The organism is Novibacillus thermophilus, from assembly GCF_002005165.1.
Lineage (GTDB): Bacteria > Bacillota > Bacilli > Thermoactinomycetales > Novibacillaceae > Novibacillus > Novibacillus thermophilus.
Genome location: NZ_CP019699.1, coordinates 1068962 through 1090643 on the forward strand (window position 1 = coordinate 1068962; position 21682 = coordinate 1090643).

Here is a 21682-nt window from a genome sequence, read left to right on the forward strand (position 1 = left end):
TCGCCAAGATAAGGCAGGTGATGTACCGGATGGGACTGCTGAAAGGAATAGAAAAACTGTCTGATCACAAAGATGTGACATTGAACGAGGAAATGTTTCAGCAGATAGAAATTTGGAAAAGTCTCTATAAGGGATACTATGAAAAATGGCACAATATAACGTATCAGACGGTTGAAGGAAGAAAACAACGCATCATGGAAAGCCTGAACATGGCTAAAGCATCTGCTGCGGAAATGGCTTCTCTCGTGTTCAACGAAAAATGTGAAATCAGTATAAGCGATGATACTTTAGCGAATAACATCGAAGAAGTGTTTAAGCAAAATAAGTTTTACAAAAAGTTTCAGGACTATCTCGAATACTCATTCGCACTCGGCGGCATGGTGATCAAGCCGTATGTGGAAGATGAGAAAATCAGGCTGTCGTTTGTTACAGCGGATTGCTTCATCCCGTTAACGTGGCAGAATGAGACGATCTATGAAGCTGTTTTCCCTTCGGAGTACAAAAAAGGTGACAAGAAGTACACTCACTTGGAATGGCACGTATGGGAAGACGGAGAATACGTCATCCGGAACGAATTGTACGAATCTAACGGACAGGACTTAGGCATAAAAGTAGCTTTATCGACATTGTTTCCTGATCTGGAAGAAGAAGTACGAATAAGCGGTTTGTCGAAACCGATTTTCACGTATTTCAAGCCAAACACGGCAAACAATATCGACACTCAAAGTCCACTGGGCATTAGCATCTATGCGAACGCTCTTGACACGATGAAAGCTATCGACACGGCGTTTGACAGCTTGCATCGAGAGTTCAGGCTTGGCAAAAAGCGAATTATCGTCCCTGCTCACATGGTCCAAGTAGTCATTGATCCACAGACAGGTGAGCCGAAGCGTTATTTCAATACCAGCGACGAAACATATGAAGCGCTCAACGCTGATGAGAACGATGTGGACATTAGAGACATGACCGTGGAATTGAGGGTCGAAGAACATATTGAAGCGATTAACGCATTGCTCAATCTGTTCGCGATGCAGACTGGTTTCTCGGCAGGGACATTTACTTTTGATGGCGAGAGCATGAAAACAGCAACCGAGGTCATCAGTGAGCAATCAAAAACATTTAAGAGCAAGCAGTCCCATGAAGTCATTATCGAAGCTAGTTTGCAAGAATTGATTGATTCGATAGTCGCAATTGCTGAACTATACAACATTTTTTCAGCGCCGGAGAATTATGAAGTCGCCATATCCTTCGATGACAGCATAGCAGAAGACAAGAGTGCTGAAATCAATCAACAGATTCAACTTGTTACGAATCAATTACAAAGCCGTAAACGTGCAATCATGCGAATACACGGGATGACAGAAGAAGACGCAGAACAATTGTTACAAGAGATATACGCAGAAGAACGGCAAGGTTCTCCTGACTTCGAGGAATTGCAAAGCGAATCAGTATTGTTTGGTGCAAGGGAGTGATTGAATGGAATCACAGTCGATTGGAGAATTCATCCGATCAAAACGAAAGGAAAAAGGGTTGTCTTTGCGAGAGTTGGCAAGGAGAACTGGAGTTTCTCAGCCTTATTTGTCTCAATTAGAAACAGGAAGCCACAACAACCCTTCTTTAGATACTTTGCGAAAAATATGTAAACAATTGGATGTGGATTATATAGATTTTTTTGTCAGAATTGGATATATAACCGAAGAAGACATAAAAAGCTATGTCGCCAGAAGGTGGTTAAATGAATCCTAACCAACTAGACATATTCACTCAACCCGTCATAGATATTTACCGTACCCTGGAAGAGGAAATATTTTTAATGATGGCCAAACGGTTGAAAACAGACGATGATATTACACGAGAACAAGCGTTTGAGTGGCAAGCTGAAAAAATACAGCAGTTAAATTCAATAAATGATGAGACAATAAAGATGTTATCTAAAACAACTGGTCTTGCCGAAAAGGAAATCAGAAAAATCTTTGAAGAGGTCGGAGATGAAACAATTAACACTGTTGATGAAGACGTGGAGAGAATCTACAATCAAGCGAAAGCAGAAGGAAAGAGCGATATATTAGCGACTTTTGTTGTATTAGGCGCAATGATCTACGGCTTTCAGCGGTTAAGGAAATCTAGAGAATATCAGCGGACAGTTAGCGAATTTCAAAATAGAGTTTTTCGTGATTTCAATGTGTTCATCAATGAAACGCTAATCACAACGAATTACGGCGAAGGAACAGTTGCGAGGATGTATCGCCGTATCGTCGAAGAAGCGGTAAGTCGGGTATTGACAGGGGATATCACGATCAATAAAGCCGTGGCTGAAACTGTTATAAAATGGGCTGAACGAGGCATACAATCAGGATTCGTTGACAGAAGCGGTCGGATATGGAGCCTAGACCGATACGCCGAAGCGACAATTCGGTCAACGGTAAACACTTTGTATAACGAGTTAACGATAAATCGAATGAAAGAGTACGGGACAGACTTAGTTCTAGTTAGCAGTCTTCCTGATCCACGGGAAGCCTGTTCTCGTATACAGGGAAAAGTCGCATCGCTCAGCTATCCGTCGAGCCATCCAAAATATCCGAGCGTATACGAGTTCGGTTACGGAGAGCTTTGGGGTTTGCGGGGGGTTAATTGTCGACATCGCTTTTACGCTTGGTTTGAAGGAATCAGCGAAAATAACCAAGTTCAATACAATGTCAGAGAAGCTCAAGAAAGGTATCAGCTTTCACAAAAACAGCGTTATTATGAACGTCAGATTCGTAAAGCAAAACGCTCTTTGAATATCGCGAAGGAATTAGGAGATGAAGAACTGATACAGCGGTATAGAAGACTTGTCAGAGCCAGACAGGCAAGAATACGAGAGTTTATCAAAGAACATGATCTACCAAGACGATATGATAGAGAAAGAGTGATTGCGTAAGCCGTTAGGGCTTTTTTATTTTGTCCGTTTATGCGTAGTGGACGTTAAATAAAACGCAAGGAAATTACCCATACGGGAGGCTTCAAAATGAGTGAAGAACAAAACACACAACAACAAGCGGCTAACCAGCAAGCCGAAGAAAAACAGGCTGGAGAGCAAGAAACGGGCACTGCTCCCGAAAAAGCAGAGGAAAAACTGTTCAGGCAAGAAGATGTGAACAACATCGTATCCAGAGAGGCTAAAAAAGCACAGGAGAAGTTGTTGAAGCAGCTAGGCATTGACGACTTTGATTCCGCAAAAGAGGGGCTGGAAAAATTCCGTGAATGGCAAGAGTCGCAAAAGAGCGAAGCTGAAAAACAAGCCGAACGACTTCAGAAGTTGGAATCTGATTATAATTCCGTTTCTGAAGAAAATGCTTCGCTTAAAGCGCAAATTGCCGCCATGAAGTCGGGTGTTAAGGCTGAATCTGTTGAGGATGTTGTCGTATTAGCGAAAACACTTGTCGATGATGACACAGATATGAACGAAGCGATCAAGAAAGTCATTGAGAAGTACCCGCATTTTGCGGAAGAAAAGCAAGAGCAAAAACCGTCTTTCACGACGGGACAACACACGAAAGAAGGCAATATGGACGCTTTCGCTAAAACATTACTTGGGAAATGAGGGGTTGATTAAATATGGCAAATGCTATTAACTACGCTGAACGTTATCAACAAGAATTAGATCAGGTTTTAACGCAAGCAACACTTACTAACGCTTTGGAAACACCGAATGTCAACTGGATGGGAGCGAAAACGTTCCACGTACCGACTGTTGACGTGACGGGGTATCAAAACCACAGCCGAAACGGCGGTTGGAATCGTGGAGATGTCACGGTCACTCATGAGCCGTATACGCTTCAGTTTGACCGTGACGTTGAATTTTTTGTTGATCAAATGGATGTCGACGAAAGTAACCAAGCGGCAAGCGCAGCAAATATTACCCGTGTTTTCCTGACCGAAAAAGCGGGGCCGGAAGTGGATGCATACCGCTTCGGGAAAATGGCGACACACGCGATTGATGAAGGTTTAGCCACTGGAGAAGCGATTGACGCAACGAATGTGTTTCAACGTTTGAAAGCCGATATTTTGAAAGTGCGGAAATACGGTCCGTCTAATCTCATTGCGTACCTTTCAAGTGAGGCAATGGACGCATTGGAGCGCTCTGAGTATTTTCAGCGCAATATCAACGTTCAAGATCAGGGGACGGCGATCGAAACTCGTGTCACGTCTCTTGACGGCGTACAGCTTGTAGAGGTTTGGGACGCCGAACGCTTCAACACGGAACACGATTTCACCAGCGGGTTCACGGCAACTGGGTTAGGAATCAACTGGATTATCGTTTATAAAGGGGCTATTGTGGCGAAAACGAAAGTGAACAGCGTATACCTGTTTGCTCCGGGACAACACACGGAGGGTGACGGATATCTCTATCAGAACCGCATGTATCACGACTTGTTTGTGATGAAAAACAAAGCGGACGGCATTGTGGTTTCGCATGTAGAAGCATAGGAGGTCACGTCATGAAGAAATTCAAAAAAGGGAACGTGATTATCCGAACGAATGACCCGCGTGAGGAGAACGAGTTGCGGCTACAGGGATATGAAGAGGTAAAAGAGAAGCCTAAAAAGACGAAGAGAGCATCCTCTCAGTAGGGTGCTTTCTTCTTTGAGGTGATTGCATGGCTTATGACATCGAAAAATACCCCGCACGAAGCGGTAGAGTGATTGGAGAGGACGGACAACTCTACAACATTGTAGAATTGCTCCAAAGCGGTGGTAGCGGAGGTGGTGCGAGCATGAGATTTCATTTTGGTGAAGGAGCGCCAGACGCATCACTGGGAGCGCCGGGAGATGTGTACCTTGATACTGATAGCGGCGACTTCTACCAAAACCAAAACGGCGCATGGAACGTGATTGGTAATTTGCGAGGGCCTCAAGGTCCACAGGGGCCGCAAGGGCCGGAGGGTCCTCAAGGGGAACAAGGTCCCCAAGGCCCCGCAGGAGCAGACGGTGCTGACGGTCGTGGAATCGACGACATCACGTTTGATGCAGATACGAACGAACTTGTTTTTCATATGACTGACAGTACCGAAATCAGAGTGCCGTGGCCAGAAGTGTAGGTGATTGAATGGCATATTTGACATATGACGAATACACTCAATTCGGATTCTCTGAGATCGAGGAAGACGAATTCAATCGGCTATTGCCCAAGGCGAGTGATGTTTTGAATGCTGTCACTCGTGATTTTTATGTGTTTAATGACATTGAGGATGATGTTGAGTTCCGTCGGGGAAGGTTCAAAAAGGCTGTTGCCGCCCAGATTGAATATTTCCATGACATAGGGGCAACGTCGTCACATGGATTAAACGAACCGTCTACCGTCACAATTGGGAGAACGACTGTATCACGAGGATACAGAGGAACGTCACAGGATGAGACGCAATTTAGTATCGTGTCTCCAGATGTGTTGATGTATTTGTCAGGGACAGGGCTTCTCTATCGCGGCGTGAGGGTGGTTTAAATGCGTATCGGTCCGTTGCCGAAGCGTTGGCTCATTCATTCGATTGAGTATTACGAGTATCTCGGGGAGGATGATTGGAGTAACCCGATATACGATGATCCGATTGTGATCAAAAACGTGCGTTTTGACAATTCAACTGTGTTTAGCCGCGATACAACACAAACAAAGGTTTTAGCCGATGCGGTTATTTTTGTAGACGTCACACATAGTGACCCTGTTCTTGATTTTAAGGAACGATCAAAAATTCAGTTCAACGGCAGGGATATGATACTTCAAAAAGTGATTCCCTGCTTTTATCCGCACAAAAACGAGGTCAGACACTACGAACTCGAGGTGATCTGATGGCAGTCAGAGTAAATGTGAAAAAAGACTTAAGAGGTGTCGGGAAACGGGTTTCGCAGATGACTAAGCTAGGGCAATATGCTCTGGCGAATCAGGTTCATGCTGACTCGAACCGTTATGCACCATTGTTGACAGGAGACTTACGCAACCAATCGGCAGTATCGCCGGACAACAAGTCTATCGTTTGGAACGTTCCTTACGCTAGACGACAGTACTACAACTATGGCGCAAAATTCACCACGCCGGGCACGGGGCCAAAATGGGACGAAAAAGCGAAAGCAATTCACATACGATCGTGGGAACGAGTTGTTAAAAGGGCGATGAAGTAATGACACTTGATTTTATGTTGAAGCTGAATCAACTCATTAACAGTCTTGACCTTTATGCGCCTTGCAAGATCGGCGTGTTAGGAGAAGAAGAAAGCCTGTCCATTATGTCAATGCCCGGCGGGGAAGAAACGGTCTATTTCGACGGCGTGCGGGACAAGGATTATCAAGTACAGGTGAATGCGAAAAGCAGGAATCACAATAACTGTTTCAACGCTTTAACAACGATTTATCAAACACTTGAAAATCTAACAGATTTACCGAGCGATAACGGAAGTTACGATTTTCAGGGAATTACCACACAATCATTACCGTCACTCGTGATGCAGGATGAGGACGGTTTTTTTATTTACCAGCTTTCGATTAGCGCAAAAATTACGATTTATGAAGGAGTGAGCTAATGTGGCGAGACAAAAGAACGCTCTGACGGAATATTACGTTGGCGCTATACCTAGCGACGGGTCAACCGAACCGGAATATTTTCGTTTGGCGAAATGGATTTCAACCGTTACGGATGATTCGGAAGAAGAAACGGAAAGTGTAGGGTATTACGACGGTGATGGGACGCCTGAAACAGATGTGATCAGCGTAGCGAAAACTTACACATTCGAAGGGTTTTATGATGATGAAGATCCGGCTATGTCGTTTATCAAGAGTCTTGAGTTTGAGACAGGTGAAGGCCGGAAAATTATGTTTAAGCAAGTGCGAACAAATGGCGACACGCTTGAAGGGCGTGCAACAGTAACTGACATTGCAGTGACAGGAGGAGAAGCGACAGAATACGCGACGTTCAACTGCACAATTGCGTGGGACAGAAAGCCGGACATCACACCCGGTGACGGAAATGGTGGCGGTGGAGTAGAGGGGTAGGTCCATCCTACCCTTACATATTTTTAAGGAGGGATAATGTGGCTATAAAAATTCAAACGGAAAAACCGGAGATTCCTGTCGAAATCGGGGATTTGAAATTTTCTTTTGATGTGTCGGATGAATCGATAAAGAAGTTTCGAGAAGATGCATTGAAGATTCAAAAGGAACTTGAAAACATTGAATCAATCGATAATGACAAGGAAGCACTTGAAGCCGCGAAGAATGTATTGCATCGTGGATATAGTCTTATTTTAGGCGACGGATCATTTGAGAAAATTTATGAGCTATCCCCTTCGGTAATCATTTGTATGAAATACCTAGAGCAGATCGTAGTCGGCATTGAGGAGGAGTTAAGAAACAAGGGGTATTCTCAAACTCAAAAAGAAAAGGCGCAAAAGTATATAAGCAACAAAAAGAAGTAGGTGAAGCGCGTGCTTTCACTTGCTTATCCGATAGATGACACTGTAGAAATTAACGGTGAAAAATACGAGTTAGATATGAGCTTTGATAATGTTATACGGCTTATCGACATGCTTAATGATGATGAATTAGACGACATAACAAAGATTGAGATAGGTTTATACATGCTTTTAAGCGTTGAATTAGATTATGATATCGAGAAGAAAGCAAAGATTTTCAAAGAAATTTTTGAAAAAGTTATTTTAGAAGGAGAAAAAGCTGAGCCTGCCTTGGATATTCAAGGGAATCCTATGCCGGAGAAAAAAGAAAAGGTTATATATTCGCTAAAAGAAGACGCCGAGTATATATATGCCTCTTTTATGCAAGATTATGGAATTGATTTGATCGAAGAGCAGGGAAAGCTTCACTGGTATAAATTTAAGGCTTTGTTATCTGGATTGAGAAACGATACGCACTTTAAAGAAATTTTAAACATTAGAACGATGGAATTGCCAAAAGGAAAAGGGATGGAAAAGGAACGTCGACGAATAATGGAACTAAAAGAAATATATAAATTAAAAGATCAATCCGATTAATATGTTAATATTAAGTAAAAAGTGGCTAGGAGGATTGGTCTTGAGCAAAAAATTGATGTTTGCAAGTGTATTGGCGATCTTTTTGTTGACAGCATGCGGGGGACAAGCGGCCGATGAAATGAAAAGTGAGGCAGAAGACAAACCAAAACAGGAAGAAGTAGAAAAAGAAGAGAAACAAATTGATGTGAAGATTGATGTAAATGAGGAATTAAGTTTTGAGCAGTTTGACGTAAACTTGAAGAAAGTCAGAGTGTATGAAGAGGATAATAAAATATTAGCTGATATTAGTTTAGAATGGCGGAACAATGCGTATGATTACGGTAGTGATGAAATGACATTTTTTGTTGCGACAACATTTGAAGTAAAACAGGGAGATAATGAACTAGAAGAAATCAACGATGCTTGGAATCCGGAAAATAAATCGTCTTCTAATGACGTATTCTTCCCGAATGCATTAGGTGGTTTGTGGGGCGTAGAATTGACTTATGAGTTAACGGATAAAACTACGCCGATTGACATCATTTTTACTCCGAACACTGAAACAGAAGGTAGCGAGACGATAACAGTCGATATTCCGGAATAATACAATGTGATGATTCAAGAACTCCGAAAACGGGGTTCTTTTTTATTGCGCCGAAAGGCAGGTGAGAAAAATGGCAGATGGCAGGGTCGTAATAGATGTCATACTCGACGACGGAAGAGTGGCAAAAGGTGTCGCAAATATCGATAAATCATTAGGTGGTCTAGGACAAACCGCTAGAAGAGGAGCGGCAGTCGTTGGAAAATTAGCAGCGGCATTGGGTTTGGTATATGTCGCAAAAAAAGGGATTGATTTAGTCACTAGATCACTTGACGGAGCTATAGATCGATATGACACATTGAACAATTTCCCTCGTGTAATGCAACAGATGGGGTTTGATGCAGAAGCGTCTGAAAAAGCAATACAAAGGCTGTCGGATGGTGTTCAAGGACTACCAACTCGATTAGACGAAGTAGCTAAAACCACCCAAAGAATTGCAATTATGACAGGCGATTTAGATGGAGCTGTAGAAACCACCCTGGCCTTGAATAACGCCTTTTTGGCTTCGGGTGCGAGCCAAGCTGATGCGGCGCGCGGGCTAGAACAATACGTGCAAATGTTGGCGAAAGGCGAAGTGGACCTGCAGTCATGGCGGACTCTGCAAGAAACGATGGGCGTTGCGCTGAACGATGTGGCGAAAGCGTTCGGTTTCGCTGGTAAATCAGCGCAGAATGATCTTTACGAAGCGTTAAAAAGCGGAGAAATAACGTTCGATGAATTTAACAATAAATTAATCGAGTTAAGCAACCAAACAGGTGGGTTTGCAGACCAAGCGAGAACTGCTAGTGGTGGGATCAGGACAGCATGGACTAACTTAAGTACGTGGATTGTCACTGGCGTCGCTGATGTGATCGGAGCAATCGATGAAGCGTTAGGTGGTACAGGATCGATCGAAAGTGCTATTAACAATTTAAAACCTGTCATCCAAGCTGTTTTTGGGTGGATGGCTGAAATGGTTTTAGTCGTAGCAGATAGAATTCGAATGGTCAAGGACGCGATTGATCCGTGGCTACCGTCGATTAATGAAGTGAGAGACGGTTTTATGAACGTCTTTTCGGCGTTACAGTCATTCGTTATGCCGATTATTCAAGAAGTTGTTAGCTTCATTATGAATGTTTGGGGGCAGTTAGTTGCGTGGTGGCAAGAGAACGGAAACCAAATTATGCAAGCGGCGCAAAATGCTTTTCAATTTATACTTACAATTGTTCAAGCGGTGATGCCAGCAGTTCAGTTTATTATTCAAATTGTGTGGGATGCTATTAAAAACATTATAAGCGGTGCATTATCCGTTATTCAGGGATTGATACAAGTCTTTACCGGAATTTTCACCGGGGACTTCTCGCAAATGTGGGAAGGCATCAAAAAGATATTTTCTGGAGCGATAGATTTAATTATCGGTTGGTTGTCGCTCTCTTTCTTGGGTGGAATCAGGAAAATACTTCTAAATTTATTGAAAAATGGCGTTAAGATTGTTCAAAACATGTGGAAAAACATCGTAAATTTCTTCAAGAACTTTGGCACGAACGCTCAAAACCTTGTTTCCAATATGGTCATGAGAGTTCTGAGCTTTTTTAGAAACTTATTCAATCAAGCGAGAAACATATTTACCAGTTTGAGGGCATCTGGAGTTTCTATTTGGAACTCCTTACGCGAAACTGTTTTAAACGTAGTCAGAGGTATATGGCAAGGCGTTACACAACGTTTTCGGAACATGTTATCCAGCGTTAGAAACACAATGAATAATGTCCGCAGTACTATTTCTAATATTTGGAATAGAGTGATGTCGTTTTTCCGCGGGATTAACTTGTATAAAGTCGGGAGAGACATTATTCAAGGGTTGATTCGAGGAATTGGATCAATGGCTGCTGCTGTATGGGAAAAAGCAAAAAGCATCGCTAGCGGGATAGGAGATACAATTAAAAAGGCTCTTGGTGTTTCATCTCCGTCCAAACTCGCTATTTGGATCATGGAAATGGTTGGGAAAGGGTTAGAAATTGGCGGCGATAGAGCTTTACCCGGCATCAGAAAAACCGCTCAAAAGATGGGACAAACCGCAACCCCCGTCCCAGAAATTCTTAAATTGCGTGGAATTAAACCGCCGTTGGGCAACTTGATGCCTACAGCGTCGTTTGCAACGGCTAGCGGTTCTGCAAGTGCCGGAAGTCCTATATTTTCTCGTGCAATAGATAATAAACAACCCGCTGTTATTCGACTAGTGTTGGGAAGACGCGAATTCGAAACATACGTGGATGATATCACGGAAGTGCAAGACAGAAAAAGCTATAGATTAGAGCGTTTCAGGAGATGATTCTATGATATTTAACGGAATTGACCTTTCCCCTTATTTGCGTATCAAAGAAATACATGGCAGAGGTATTTCACCGAGCGAACTTACGTTGATTGACGTTCCCGCTATGGATGGGGCTTATTATTCGCAGAAGAGACGTCCGCCACGAGTAATAGAAATTGAAGCTGATATCAGAGCGAGTAATCGAGAAGAGTTACGCACGAAATTAGATCAACTGAATGCGATTCTAGATGTCAATCAACCTGTTCCGATTATCTTTCCAGATGAGCCGGATATGATTTATTATGGCATACCTGAGTCGACAGGAGAAGGCAATGAGTATACGTTTTTGCATCAAGTGCAGCTTACGATTATCTGCCCTGATCCGTACAAATACAGCGACGAGGTTATTGTCGAATTCCCGTCTGATGTCGTCACGGTCACGAATGAAGGGACAGCAGAAGCCGATCCGGTGTTTGAACTTGAAGTATTGGAACCCGTGACATTCGCGATGATACAGAATCAAGACGAAGACTATATGATGATTGGACGACCCGTTAGCGCGGAAGAAATTGCTTTTGAGCGCGAAGAAAGAATTTTGCACGATGCGATGAACAGTACGGTCGGCTGGGTGGAAGGGGTGGATATAGATGGTGATATATCTGGGACTATGGTGTCTGCCGACGGAAAGTTTGTGGTCAGCGATTTTGGGGAACCGTCCGAAGCTAAATGGTACGGTCCGGCATTAAGACGCAGTTTACCTGAACTTTTACAAGACTTTCGCGTTGACATACTTGTAGAAAATTTTAATACAACCGAAGGTGTTGGACGTGTAGATGTTTATTTGCTTGATTCGAGTAATCGTACAGTAGCGAATATTAAGATGTCGGACGCGTGGCAAACAATAAAACGAAATAGAGCGAGAGGGTATTTGCAGAATCCTGAAAGAACTGAACAGTTGATTTATACACATGAAACAACATCACAAGCAACGGGAGAGCTTTGGAACGATTTTGACGGTATTTTTCGATTTCAGCGGATAGGAAATCTATGGATGTTATATGTTGGGAAAGTGCGCCCGGATGGAACACATCATGCCCGGAGAATTGTGAGGTACTCTGATACGCTCGAAGAATTTTCACAACCTATTGCGCAAGTGCAGATTCATATGGGGATATTTGATGATCATCCCCCAACTGATCTAGCGATCAAAGACTTGAAAGTATGGAAAATCAATGATCCCGCTGATGATCAAGTTCCATATATCGCGCATGAGGGAGATAGTATTGTGTTTGATCATACGAACGAAGATATTTTATTGAATGGAGAACCGCGAAAAGATTTAAAAGATTTTGGGGCGAAGTTTTTTAAATTAAAACGCGGGAACAACCAATTAATTGTTCATCCGGATTCATTTAATACGAAACTTCGATACCGTAAAAGATTTATATAGAGAAGGCGAGGTTGTAAAAATGTCACCATCGGAAACTGTTATACACATAACCGATCATCAAACTGATGTCATCCTCGACACGATCAGCGATTTTTGGGATGATACGCATCTAAAACAACTGAACGGCGTGGAGACGTTCGATTTTACCACGTTTTCCGATGAGTCGTACTCCGAACATCTCGCTGACCGAAATAGGATAGTTATCCCGGGTGAAGACGGTGAGTTTCTCGAATTTATTATTGAAGAAGTTATACAACACTCTGATCGAACAAAAGCGGTTTACGCAAGTGCAAGTTATTTAGAACTGAAAAAACAGAAAGTGATCGAACCGCAGACATTGAGCGGACAAACACCGCAATCCGCCGTTGATTTTGCCCTATCTAATACAGAGTGGCGGCCCGGGATTATTACTTTTACAAATATTCGAACGATACACATTGAAAATCACACAAACCCGTATAACTTGTTACGTAAAATTGCGAGTGAGTTTGACCTTGAATTGCGTTTCCGCGTAGAAATAGACCACTACCGGATTATCGGGCGTTATGTGGATTTAATTGAACAGGTTGGTGAATGGCGCGGGCGCGAAATAGTGTTTGGTAAAGATTTACTAGGGATAGAACGAAAAGAAAAAACCGATCAAGTTGTAACAGCGCTTATTGGACTTGGACCAGAGCGTGAGGACGGTACACGACTCGAGGTGTTCGTCGAAGACTTAGACGCGTTACAGCGCTGGGGTCGTGGGGGGCGGCATCTCATTGAAGTGTATGAACCGGAATCGACCGATCAAGATATGACAGAATCGCGGTTGCGGGAATTAACTGAAAACGAACTAGAAAAAAGAGTAAATGCAATTGTGGAATATGAAGTAAATATTTCAGATGTCGAGAATGTCCCGGAACTGGAAAACGAACAAATTCGATTCGGCGATACGATCAGAATCAAAGACGAGAAGTTCAGTCCGCCGTTATACCTTGAGGCGAGAGTTCACACGCAAGAGCGAAGCCTTAGGGACAGATCAAGAAAAAGGGTTGTTTTAGGCGATTTTACTGAATACACGGAAGAAGAAGTGCGAGCGATATGGAAACAATTGCGACAACAAATACAACAGAAAATAAGTCGGGCGGAATTATCCGAATATGCGGAACGAAAAATACACAGAAGCGCTTCGCCCCCAGAAAATACGGAGCATTTATGGTTAGACATTACAACAATACCGAATGTGTTAAAGCGTTATGACGAAGAGGAAAACGATTGGGTCAAAATCACTCCGACGCGCGCAGATGAAGTGGGCGCGGAAACGCCGGACGGAGCGCAAGAGAAAGCCGATCAGGCGGAAGAAAATGCGAAAATTTATTCGGAAAACTTTACGATTAACTATGCGCAAAAACAAATAACATCTAGCCCTACGCCTCCCGAAAATCCGGAAATAGGAGACTTGTGGTTTGATAATAGTACCGAGCCGCCCACTTTTAGACGGTGGAATGGGTTGGAATGGGAGAAACTGTCGGCGTCGTCGTTTGAAGAATTGGAAGGCATGATTGACAAAGAACAACTTCCTGACCGTGTGATTGACGCAACAAAACTGGCGATTGACGCGGTACAAGCGGAGAATTTAGCCGAGAATTCAGTGTACGCGGAAGCGATCCAAGCCGAAGCTGTCGGAGCGCAAGCGATTGCGGCGAACGCTATTTTAGCCAAGCATATTGCGGCTGGCGAAGTGACGGCAAATCATTTAGCGGCTGATGCCGTCACAGCGAATGCTATAGCGGCGGGGGCTATTTTATCAGAGCATATCGCATCGAAGAGTATAACGACAGATAAGCTCATGGTGGGCAACCTAGATAATATGATTGACAACCCTAATTTCATAGATTCTATTGAACCTCATCACGTCTTCATGGGAAGATGGGGGCTACTTACAGGGGAACAGTCGTTCGTGCAAGGGAAACCCTCGCTCGAATGCGATGCAGAAGAGCTTGGGGGCGAACAACGAATATATCTGAACGGCGACCACACTATAGAGGTGCAACCGGGAGAGCGCTACTACATGACTGTCTGGGTTAGGCCGTCTGGGCCTAGCGGAGTGACTTGGAACAGGCTCAATTTAGCCTTTCGTTGCGAAGATGCAAACGGAAACTATTTGGCTTTTGCGGGTAGCCAGACATGGAAACCGGGAGTAGACATTCCCGTACGACAGTGGACACAATTAAGTTTGATAGCGGATATTCCAGCCGGAGCTGTCACGATGGCCCCGACAATTCGTGTCTTAGACGACGACGCAAATAATATCTCTCACTATCTTTTCGACGCGGTTAACATGCGGCGCATGGTTGATGGCAATATTATTACCGGGACCTTGGACGCAGGACAGGTGACAATCGGCGGGACGGGGCCTACGCGAGCGCATCTGGGTGTAGACAATATTGAGTTTTATCGAAATAACAACTATACCGGACAAGTCACAACCGCTCAATACGATAATAACCGCGATCAAATTTTAGTTCACTCCCCGAATCAGTCTGCATTAGCCGCATCTGATGAAGTCGGCTGGGGATCGTTGTATAAAGGCGCCTTTGTCGAAGCGCACAACACTTCTAACAATGCGAACGTCAATCTGATAGCGTATAATGGTAGCCGTGTTTCTGAATTCTCAATATCGGCGACAGATGGCGCCGCACTCTTTGGCGGTTTAACAGTGTACGGAGGACAGTCTGTTTTCTACGACCCGATTATTGTCGAACCCCTTAGCGGGACTACAGCTCTCCGTCTTAACATTGAAAGAGCTTGGGAATTCAGGTCATACGGTACAGGCTCTGCAACAGAATTAGGTTTAAAAGCTTTAACGGCGCAAAAAAATTTTTCAATAAGGAACTCTGATGATCAGCGGATAGTCGACTTTAGGGCTTATACAAGCGGCGGTGGTATGTATGTTTACCGCGATTTTACAGTAGCGGGCAGCAAGTCAGCAGTTGTCGAAACCGAAAACTACGGGAAACGTCTCATGTATGCACTTGAGACGCCAGACAGCCGTTTCATGGACGTAATAGAGACGACACTCGAGCCCGGTGAGCATTGGATTGAGCTTAATCCTATGTTCGCGGAGACGATCAACGGTTATAGCGTGTTTCCTATAACGCAAGACGGAGGTAGGGTACAAGTGTTGGAGCGTGAGCCAAAACGCTTCAAACTTCGCGTGATCGGAGAAAAACAAGTGGACGTTGCATGTTGGGTGTACGGGAAACGAATCGGTCACGAAGAAAAATACATGGAAAAAGTAAAAGAGGAGGATGAGTTAGAACACAATGAACATTGATGCAAACAAAGTAATACAAAAACTATCCGCGCAAATAGCGGCACAGGCGCAACAAATAGCAATACTTCAGGTGCAAGTCGAACAGTTGCAGGAACAGATTGAGAAGTTGGAGGGAATTAAAAATCAAGCCCAAAAGGTTGTGGAAAGCCACGAAAAAGCGCAAGAAACAAAAGCGAAATTAGCAGAGCTAGGTAAAGCCGAATAGGCTTTTTTATTTTGCATGGAGGGAGCGGGGATATGTGGAAATAGATGTAATGCAATATTTTCTCACACAGGGGCCGTTCGCGGTCCTTTTTGTGTGGCTACTCATTTACGTTATGCGAAACAACCGAGAACGCGAGAAACAGCTACATCAGACGCTGAACGAGTTCGCATCACGATACGACATCGTGATCGATGAGCTGCGGGAAATCAAAGACCGGCTACCACGGAGGTAGGTGGTTAATTTTTTAGAGGGGGATGATTATGGTTGTTAAAGTAGCAATTGGAGCTGGACACGGTGGTTTTGGGGCAACACCGGGAAAGCGCACGCCAGACGGTGAATATGAGTGGGATTTTAACAACAAAGTCGTTTTAGCTGCTATCAAGTACTTGAAACAATACCAAGGTGTAGAGATTATGCGCCTTGATGATCCATCTGGAAAAACGGATGTACCGCTATCAACCCGTACAAATAAAGCTAATACGTGGGGGGCAGATATTTATGTATCTTGTCACCACAACGCAAACACAGGGGTATGGGGTGATTGGACCGGAACAGAGACTTTTTATTACGTTGGGTCCGCCAAAGGAAAGAAACTGGCACAACTCATCCATGCAAAAGTACTGAAGGCATACGGTTTAAGGGATCGAGGAATCAAGAGAGGGAACCACTTGTACGTCATCAAAAACACAAAAATGCCAGCGGTCCTAATTGAAGGCGGGTTCATGGACTCCACGATTGACATTAAAAAGCTTCGTGACGATAAGGTGCTAGACGCCGCAGGAAAAGCGATAGCAGAAGGAGTTGCGGAGTATTTTGGGTTAAAAAAGAAAATGGGTGGTCAGTCTAAACCATCGAAACCCAGCAAATCCTCTACTAAATCTAGTAAAGGCAGTAGCACAAAATGGACAGGTCAGATTCTTCGGAAAGGCGATAGCGGCCCGATTGTCCGATCTATGCAGAACATGTTGATCTCAAAAGGTTTTAGTCTCCCGAAGTTTGGAGCAGATGGCCATTTTGGCGATGAAACAGAAAGAGCTGTCCGGGCAGCACAAAGAGCAACTGGCATTCCCGTGGACGGCATAGCCGGGCCGCAAACTTACCGTGCATTACGAAACTACTCCGGATCATCATTCCGCTTCCGTCATTGGAATGGTTCCGTCATCAGAAACGGAGAACGTGGAAAGCATGTCAAGGAGCTTCAGGACCGACTGTTGGCACTTGGATACAAGTTGCCGAAATACGGTGCGGATGGCGTGATGGGTAGCGAGACAGCCAATGCAGTCCGAAAGTTCCAGCGTGATGCGGGAATTAAAGTTGATGGTATTCCAGGACCAGAGACGAAAAAGTCATTAGAGGGGAGAGGGTAAGCCATGGAACAAGTACTCATTTTCGCCACAATCTTGGCACCGATCATCACGGCACTTGTCGAATTGGTGAAGCGATCGGTACCGGTTCCGAAAAATGTCATTCCGGCGATCAGTCTCGTGATCGGACTGTTTGTCGGAGCAGTGGCTTATCCGTTCACTGACTTGGAATTGGTACTGCGATTATGGTCGGGAGGATTGGCAGGATTGGCAGCGACGGGCTTGTTTGACCCGAGTTCGACAGTTGCTAGGTAAACGAATGCCCCTCAAAGCTTTGTGTATCAAGGTTTTGAGGGGTAAAAAGGGCATAATTATTGTGTTACTAGCTTTTCGGTTTGATTTCTAAAATTTCAGGAGGCAGATTCACGCCTACTTTATTGAAAATCTCTTTCTGTTTGGCGGTTGGTGTCGTCGTACGATATAGATCTCCATCCTTCGTGGTGAAATGACCCACTTGAAGCCTTTGGACCTCACGACGCACGGAATCCCAACTCGAGCCGGTTTCATTTTCAATCAACCTGACAAGCAAAAGTGCCAGCCAATTAATGATGATATGAGCTCGAATTCGTCTCTCTAGCCGATGGTACATCGGCCGTATGTTTAATGTGGACTTTAACGTTCGAAAAGCGCTTTCGACTTGAAGTAACTGCTTATACCCTAACGCAATATCCTCAAGGGATAACGTATCGTCTGATGTCCGGATTAAGTATTTGCCATCGTATTTCTCTTCATCCCGTATGGCTTGCTTATTCAGTTTCAAGGTACCATCTTTCAATTGGCGGATATATTTCCCGTACACTTTATGCACCCGTAAAGCACATGCCCGTTTGTGGTGGGCTTCATTCGGTAATTGTTTCAAATTTTCAAGCTGCTCCTCAACGGCACAGATGATTTCCTTTCTTTGACGGCGGTCACGTTCGGCTTCTTCCGGATTATAGGCGATCACATAGCGTTTTCTGGCTTCGCCATCTCCAACAATCGATTCTTTTACTAAGAGGTTTTCACGAATGGCATGGAACCGTCCACGTTTATTAAGTGCAGCTTCCACATCCTTTTTGCCTGCCCGCATCCGTTCGCCAATAATATAATGTCCGGCACCACGTTGTAGGATGCGTAGATTTTCTTCGGAGGAAAAACCACGATCCATCACATGGATTATGCGCCCAAGGCGCCAACCCATCAAATCTTTCTTCACTTCCTCAATCACATTCATATCCATCGTGTTTCCTGGCCAAGACCACACTTTAATGGGAATGCCTTCACGTGTAACCGCTAGTCCAATCACCGTTTGTACGAGGTCCGGACGTTTATCTTTCGAGTATCCTTGAAGCCGAAAATCGTCATCTTCCGGGGTTTCGTTGGGAGCGACTTCAAAGTAACTGGATGTCGTATCGAAATAGAGAAGATCAACTTCCAGATTGAACAGGTTGGAAACATTGTCAAATACACGATCTTCCAACAAGCTTTGGGCATCCAATAACTCGTCCATGGCACGGTAAAGCTGATGGCAATGAACACTTGGAAGCCCAGGGAGATAGACATCTTCGGATATCCATTCTTCCATTCCTAATTTACTGGAAGGGGCAAGCGCACGGTTTGCGACCATTGCAAAAATGGCACGTTCTAAATTGATTTCGTGCTTGCGCTCTTTAAAAATCTCTTCGAGAATCGTATCCATCCCTAATTTTTTCCAAAGTTGATCAAATAGCCAAATGCCACCCAGTTGCTTGACAGACCGGAATAAAAATTCAGCTGTATCTCTAATTTTTTGTTTCGACTTCAGTGCCTCTTCGGGTGAGAGGAATCTATTGATACTTTGGGCCAGTCGTTCGAGTACGTCCATATCGAGATCATCTTCACGACCGAATGAATAGATCACCTTCGCTTTCGCATATTTGGCCTTCGGATCCCACACGTTATGAGCGAGCTGAATGTACGAAACTCTTGATCCATCTTTGTTTTTGCGAGTCACCCTTCTAATATACATGCCTATATTATAATTCATAAACATTATAATGTAAACACAAATTTTATTAAACGTGTGCCTATGTAAAATTCAAAAAATTTTAAGCACAAATCCACGAAAAGATTGATATCATAGGAAATACATTTTATTAAAAAGTGAATTTGTGCCTATTTACTGTCGAACTCGGGGTTTGAGTTGGCTGTGAATAAACATGAAGGTGTGACGAAATAATGCAAAAGCCCCATCTCGTGTGAGGTGGGGCTATATTGGCCTAAAATTTTGCTTTTTTACCTTTCACAAGCCCAGTTGTCTTTGTCTCGATCCATTTTTGGCTGGTATGCTGGATGACCCTTTGGTACACCATCCGGGTAAACTTTACGTAATTCAGTGCAATTAGCAAACGATTCTTTTCCACTACCTGTATCTTTTGAAGAAGTTTCCTTTTTAGATGGATTACTCTTTGTTGTGCTTTTCTTCGTAGATGATGTTGATTTTTTTGATTCTACACACCCCTTAAAGCCATCATCCGTGACATACCCGGATTTCCCCCAGATATTTCGTTTTTCACTTTTTGCGGCGTTTTCAGCTTTCTTGTACTGATCGAGATACTTATACGGTGGTTCATATACGTATGCAACACGTGCGAGACCTTCTTTGAGAAGCGTTTCTTGTACTGATTTCCCATCCACAAATATATATGCCAGCAACCTGTCGTATTTATCTCGCTTACTTTTTTCGAACTCAAGAGTTAGTTTTCCACTGTTAACGAGTTGTTTATTGCGGTTGTAAGCCTCTTCCGCGTATGGTTGTTTACAAGATCGCGAATCCTTACTTTCCGGGGTGTCTATTAATAAATATCGCACAGTCTCCTCTTTTCCGTTGTAATTTACCCTTATCGTATCTCCATCCACTGTTTTAACTAACTTTACCTCAACTTGATTTGACTTTGATTCTTTTGTAGTGGTTGATTTCTTTTTTGATGAGCTTTCTTCTTTACTATTGTCATTGGAAGCTGTTGATTTCTTATTTGATGTGTTAGAACTTGTCGATTTTTCGGCGGTAGTGGTTTTAGACTCATCATTAGAGGGTGTTACCTGTTTTCCGGTATTCTCGTTTTTTACATCCGTGCTTTCTTCCTTAACAGTTTGTTCAACTTTTGTTTCATTATTTGCAATGTCTGCTGTTGTATCATTTGTAGTGCCTGCGTCAGTTGTAACTCCGAACGCTATAAAGCTAAAAAAAGTAACAGCTAGGTAGACAAAGCTATGTCTTCTCTTCCGAACTTTACCCCAAAATATAAACCTTTTTGGTTTGATAAAAGCTAAGAAAAAAAGAATAATACTTGCGAAAAACAGCAATAGAAAAAAGTCGTCCAATTAGACCCCTCCCTATATATTTCTGAACATTATAACCTTTTAGTGTTATAAATTCTATCATAGTGTTCACTAAAGATATACTCTATTTAGAACCAGATCATCTGATAAACATTTTCTCAACCTCCTTCACTACATCCACTGCAGACACTTCTATATATCCTCGTCGGTTTTTCACCCGCACATCATATACTGTCGCCTGATCTGTTCTGGACACACGTATAAGCTCATTGCTCAATCTGTCCAGTTTGGCGTCTACACTCTTTAGGACATTTTCTATTAGCTGTTCATAAATCAACCGAAATTTCAGTCCATTCTCACGTATCCTATCCCGATCATACCGAAGTGCTTTTTGTGCAGATCTGAAAATGAGGTATTCCCGCGCCAGCTTCCGATCTCGATCGGTTAGCGTGCCCATACGATCACCTCTTGTAGGAACATTTGTTCCCATTATATTCAATTTGTGGTTATTTTCAAAGAAAAAACCACACCTCTATCCGTGAGGTTTTTTGAATTGAATGCGAACAAACATTCGTATATAATAAAGAACTAGGAGGGGATATTTTTGCTAACAAGAAGGCAGCGAGAGGTTCTTGATGCAATCATTACGTTTACACAAGAAAACAATTACCCACCTACTGTCCGAGAAATTGGCAGCATGATCGGAAGCAAATCGCCGAGCACGGTACAGGACTTATTAAAGAAGTTAAAAAGAAAAGGCTTTGTCACGTGGGAACCAAAGATACCGAGAACAATTCGAATTATTAAAAGGATTGAAAGGCGGGTTAAGCATGGAACAAGAGGAAAGGAACCAGATTATAGAGTTTGTTAAATTTATGATGAAGAAGAATTCAAAGAAGTTTAAGACCGGGGACAAAATGCCCGTTCACGTGAATGGAACCGGTTACGTAATTGTTGAGGTGGAGGGAGTAAACGATGACGGGACCGTTGAGCTAACGATAAAAGAGTAATTTAGTAAGACTGTGGGGGCGAGTGGGAACGATAAGAAGATCTAATAAATAATAAATTTTTCGGATCTTCATTAAGGATTCCCTTTTGTAAAGCTGACAAGCAGAGGGCGCATATCCTGAGAAATAAGGGGGTATGCGCCCATGCATGTTAAG

General features: G+C 43.4%; 27 protein-coding genes. 24 read left to right on the forward strand and 3 right to left on the reverse strand.

Features of this window, described 5'->3' with window-relative positions; genetic code table 11:
* The first annotated feature begins 29 nt into the window (after positions 1–29).
* The 22 genes from B0W44_RS05295 (at position 30) to B0W44_RS05395 (ending at position 17474) form a co-directional block, all read left to right on the forward strand.
* Entirely contained in the window at positions 30–1472 is a 1443-nt protein-coding gene (locus tag B0W44_RS05295) for a phage portal protein (RefSeq protein WP_418304074.1), read from the forward strand.
* A gap of 4 nt (positions 1473–1476) precedes the next feature.
* Positions 1477–1746, forward strand: a complete 270-nt coding sequence (locus tag B0W44_RS05300) for a helix-turn-helix domain-containing protein (RefSeq protein ID WP_077719107.1) — start codon at positions 1477–1479, stop codon at positions 1744–1746.
* The gene (locus tag B0W44_RS05305; protein WP_077719108.1) at positions 1736–2920 is read left to right on the forward strand and encodes a phage minor capsid protein; all 1185 of its coding nucleotides are present in this window, start codon (positions 1736–1738) and stop codon (positions 2918–2920) included. The genes B0W44_RS05300 and B0W44_RS05305 overlap by 11 nt, the downstream gene beginning before the upstream one ends.
* A gap of 87 nt (positions 2921–3007) precedes the next feature.
* Positions 3008–3583, forward strand: a complete 576-nt coding sequence (locus B0W44_RS05310) for a hypothetical protein (protein ID WP_179947368.1) — start codon at positions 3008–3010, stop codon at positions 3581–3583.
* A 14-nt stretch (positions 3584–3597) separates the two neighbouring features.
* Positions 3598–4470, forward strand: a complete 873-nt coding sequence (locus tag B0W44_RS05315; protein WP_077719109.1) for a hypothetical protein — start codon at positions 3598–3600, stop codon at positions 4468–4470.
* An 11-nt stretch (positions 4471–4481) separates the two neighbouring features.
* A complete protein-coding gene (locus tag B0W44_RS18895) occupies positions 4482–4613 on the forward strand; it encodes a hypothetical protein (RefSeq protein WP_257788064.1) in 132 nt (43 codons plus the stop codon).
* A gap of 26 nt (positions 4614–4639) precedes the next feature.
* Positions 4640–5080: a hypothetical protein gene (locus tag B0W44_RS18955; RefSeq protein WP_077719110.1), complete on the forward strand. Its 441-nt coding sequence runs from the start codon at positions 4640–4642 to the stop codon at positions 5078–5080.
* An 8-nt stretch (positions 5081–5088) separates the two neighbouring features.
* A complete protein-coding gene (locus B0W44_RS05325) occupies positions 5089–5481 on the forward strand; it encodes a head-tail connector protein (protein WP_077719111.1) in 393 nt (130 codons plus the stop codon).
* Positions 5482–5823 carry a putative minor capsid protein gene (locus B0W44_RS05330; protein ID WP_077719112.1) on the forward strand — a complete coding sequence of 114 codons (342 nt, stop codon included), beginning with the start codon at positions 5482–5484 and terminating at the stop codon, positions 5821–5823.
* On the forward strand, positions 5823–6152 hold the full coding sequence (locus B0W44_RS05335; RefSeq protein WP_077719113.1) for a minor capsid protein: 330 nt from the start codon (positions 5823–5825) through the stop codon (positions 6150–6152). Before B0W44_RS05330 ends, B0W44_RS05335 begins: the two co-directional genes overlap by 1 nt.
* The gene (locus B0W44_RS05340; protein ID WP_077719114.1) at positions 6152–6550 is read left to right on the forward strand and encodes a phage tail terminator protein; all 399 of its coding nucleotides are present in this window, start codon (positions 6152–6154) and stop codon (positions 6548–6550) included. The genes B0W44_RS05335 and B0W44_RS05340 overlap by 1 nt, the downstream gene beginning before the upstream one ends.
* A gap of 1 nt (position 6551) precedes the next feature.
* Positions 6552–7019 carry a phage tail tube protein gene (locus B0W44_RS05345; RefSeq protein WP_077719115.1) on the forward strand — a complete coding sequence of 156 codons (468 nt, stop codon included), beginning with the start codon at positions 6552–6554 and terminating at the stop codon, positions 7017–7019.
* A gap of 38 nt (positions 7020–7057) precedes the next feature.
* Positions 7058–7441 (forward strand): DUF6673 family protein, encoded by a 384-nt coding sequence (locus B0W44_RS05350; RefSeq protein WP_077719116.1) that lies wholly within the window; start codon positions 7058–7060, stop codon positions 7439–7441.
* Entirely contained in the window at positions 7442–8014 is a 573-nt protein-coding gene (locus tag B0W44_RS05355; RefSeq protein ID WP_228441535.1) for a bacteriophage Gp15 family protein, read from the forward strand.
* A gap of 40 nt (positions 8015–8054) precedes the next feature.
* On the forward strand, positions 8055–8597 hold the full coding sequence (locus tag B0W44_RS05360) for a hypothetical protein (protein ID WP_077719118.1): 543 nt from the start codon (positions 8055–8057) through the stop codon (positions 8595–8597).
* A 70-nt stretch (positions 8598–8667) separates the two neighbouring features.
* Positions 8668–10902, forward strand: a complete 2235-nt coding sequence (locus B0W44_RS05365; RefSeq protein WP_077719119.1) for a phage tail protein — start codon at positions 8668–8670, stop codon at positions 10900–10902.
* Positions 10903–10906: 4 nt separating this feature from the next.
* Positions 10907–12334, forward strand: a complete 1428-nt coding sequence (locus B0W44_RS05370; protein WP_077719120.1) for a distal tail protein Dit — start codon at positions 10907–10909, stop codon at positions 12332–12334.
* Complete coding sequence (locus B0W44_RS05375) at positions 12279–15650, forward strand: phage tail spike protein (RefSeq protein WP_149026937.1); 3372 nt, start codon at positions 12279–12281, stop codon at positions 15648–15650. The genes B0W44_RS05370 and B0W44_RS05375 overlap by 56 nt, the downstream gene beginning before the upstream one ends.
* The gene (locus B0W44_RS05380) at positions 15640–15855 is read left to right on the forward strand and encodes a hypothetical protein (protein ID WP_077719122.1); all 216 of its coding nucleotides are present in this window, start codon (positions 15640–15642) and stop codon (positions 15853–15855) included. The genes B0W44_RS05375 and B0W44_RS05380 overlap by 11 nt, the downstream gene beginning before the upstream one ends.
* A gap of 34 nt (positions 15856–15889) precedes the next feature.
* Positions 15890–16087, forward strand: a complete 198-nt coding sequence (locus tag B0W44_RS05385) for a BhlA/UviB family holin-like peptide (protein WP_228441538.1) — start codon at positions 15890–15892, stop codon at positions 16085–16087.
* Between the two features lie 28 nt (positions 16088–16115).
* Positions 16116–17222, forward strand: a complete 1107-nt coding sequence (locus tag B0W44_RS05390) for an N-acetylmuramoyl-L-alanine amidase (RefSeq protein ID WP_077719123.1) — start codon at positions 16116–16118, stop codon at positions 17220–17222.
* A gap of 3 nt (positions 17223–17225) precedes the next feature.
* Entirely contained in the window at positions 17226–17474 is a 249-nt protein-coding gene (locus B0W44_RS05395; protein WP_077719124.1) for a holin, read from the forward strand.
* 67 nt (positions 17475–17541) lie between these two features.
* On the opposite strand, the gene B0W44_RS05400 is transcribed toward B0W44_RS05395, so the two are convergent.
* The 3 genes from B0W44_RS05400 to B0W44_RS05410 all read right to left on the reverse strand — a co-directional run bounded on the left by B0W44_RS05400 (position 17542) and on the right by B0W44_RS05410 (position 20976).
* On the reverse strand, positions 17542–19206 hold the full coding sequence (locus B0W44_RS05400; protein ID WP_077719125.1) for an IS1634 family transposase: 1665 nt from the start codon (positions 19204–19206) through the stop codon (positions 17542–17544).
* 266 nt (positions 19207–19472) lie between these two features.
* Entirely contained in the window at positions 19473–20561 is a 1089-nt protein-coding gene (locus B0W44_RS05405; RefSeq protein ID WP_228441541.1) for a thermonuclease family protein, read from the reverse strand.
* Between the two features lie 97 nt (positions 20562–20658).
* Positions 20659–20976 carry a YhjD family protein gene (locus B0W44_RS05410; protein ID WP_077719126.1) on the reverse strand — a complete coding sequence of 106 codons (318 nt, stop codon included), beginning with the start codon at positions 20974–20976 and terminating at the stop codon, positions 20659–20661.
* Positions 20977–21123: 147 nt separating this feature from the next.
* Between B0W44_RS05410 and B0W44_RS05415 the strand changes: the two genes are divergently transcribed.
* Positions 21124–21390 (forward strand): LexA family protein, encoded by a 267-nt coding sequence (locus B0W44_RS05415; RefSeq protein ID WP_228441544.1) that lies wholly within the window; start codon positions 21124–21126, stop codon positions 21388–21390.
* Positions 21350–21529, forward strand: a complete 180-nt coding sequence (locus B0W44_RS17710) for a hypothetical protein (protein ID WP_149026938.1) — start codon at positions 21350–21352, stop codon at positions 21527–21529. The genes B0W44_RS05415 and B0W44_RS17710 overlap by 41 nt, the downstream gene beginning before the upstream one ends.
* Positions 21530–21682: the final 153 nt, after the last annotated feature.